The organism is Parvibaculum sp., from assembly GCF_040882025.1.
GTDB lineage: Bacteria > Pseudomonadota > Alphaproteobacteria > Parvibaculales > Parvibaculaceae > Parvibaculum.
The window spans coordinates 1-1,336 of the sequence record NZ_JBBECC010000032.1 but is presented as its reverse complement, the minus strand read 5'-3'; the positions used below and the strand labels follow the sequence as shown (position 1 = coordinate 1,336).

General features: G+C 66.1%; 2 protein-coding genes. Both read left to right on the top strand.

Features of this window, described 5'->3' with window-relative positions; genetic code table 11:
- Positions 1 to 2: 2 nt before the first annotated feature.
- Positions 3 to 476, top strand: a complete 474-nt coding sequence (locus WEB61_RS02225; protein WP_368062702.1) for a tRNA (cytidine(34)-2'-O)-methyltransferase — start codon at positions 3 to 5, stop codon at positions 474 to 476.
- 35 nt (positions 477 to 511) lie between these two features.
- The coding region (gene hemF / locus WEB61_RS02220) for an oxygen-dependent coproporphyrinogen oxidase (protein ID WP_368062701.1) at positions 512 to 1,336 on the top strand (825 nt) is incomplete at its 3' end.

Sequence of the window (1,336 nt, the reverse complement as noted above, 5' to 3'; positions counted from 1 at the left end):
TCATGCGCCTTGCGCTTTACGAACCCGACATTCCGCAAAACGCCGGCACGCTGATCCGGCTCGGCGCCTGTCTCGGCGTGCCGGTCGACATTATCGAGCCCTGCGGCTTTCGCTGGTCGGACCGCGACCTGAAACGCGCGGCGCTGGATTATGGCGCGCTGGCCGATGTGACGCGGCACGATTCATGGGCGCATTTCGCCGCCGCGCGGCCCGTGCCGTCGCGCCTCGTTCTGCTGACCACCAAATCCCACAAAAATTTTGTAGATTTTCGCTTCGACCCCGCCGACATCCTGCTTCTGGGCCGCGAAAGCGCCGGTGTGCCGGACGAAATCCACGACGCGGCGGCGGCGCGGCTGACCGTGCCGATGCGCGAGGGCGCCCGCTCGCTCAACGTGGCGCTCGCCGCCGCGATGGTGCTGGACGAGGCGCTCAGGCAGACGGGCGCCTTTGCGAAGCCGCCGCCGGAAGGTAAGTAGGACGGCAGCGAAGCCCGAGAGCGAAAAGAAGAAGAATGGAAGCGAGTGCCGAGACCGAGGACCACAAGACCCGCGCCGCGGCCTGGTTCCGCGCGCTGCGCGACCTGATCTGCGCCGAATTCGAGAAACTGGAAGATGAGCTGACCGGCACCTATGCCGACCGCCCGGCCGGGCGCTTCGCGCGTACGCCCTGGACGCGCGGCGATGGCGCACACGACGAAGGCGGCGGCGAGATGTCGGTGATGCAGGGCCGCCTCTTCGAAAAGGTCGGCGTTCACATCTCGACGGTGCATGGCGAATTTTCGGAGGACTTCCGCAAGCAGATGCCGGGCGCGGAGGAAGACCCGCGCTTCTGGGCGGCGGGCATCTCGCTGATCGCGCATATGCAGAACCCGCGCGTGCCGGCCGTGCACATGAACACGCGCCACGTCGTGACGACGAAGAGCTGGTTCGGCGGCGGCGGCGACCTGACGCCGGTGCTCGACGTGCAGCGACGGGACGATCATCCCGATACGGTCGATTTCCACGCCGCCATGAAGCGCGCCTGCGACAGACACGATGCCGGCTATTATCCGCGCTTCAGGAAATGGTGCGACGATTATTTCTTCCTGCCCCACCGGAACGAACCGCGCGGCACCGGCGGCATTTTCTACGATCACCTGAATTCGGGCGACTGGGGGAAGGACTTCGCCTTCACGCAAGATGTCGGCCGCGCCTTTCTCGACATCTATCCCGCCCTTGTCCGCCGCCACATGAACGAGACCTGGACGGACGCCGAACGCGAGGAACAGCTCGTGCGGCGCGGGCGCTATGTCGAGTTCAACCTGCTCTACGACCGCGGCACGGCCTTCGGCCTCAAG

Coding starts and splice junctions, on each gene's coding strand:
- WEB61_RS02225 (WP_368062702.1), top strand. CDS start 3: ATGCGCCTTGCGCTTTACGAACCCGACATTCCGCAAAACGCCGGCACG.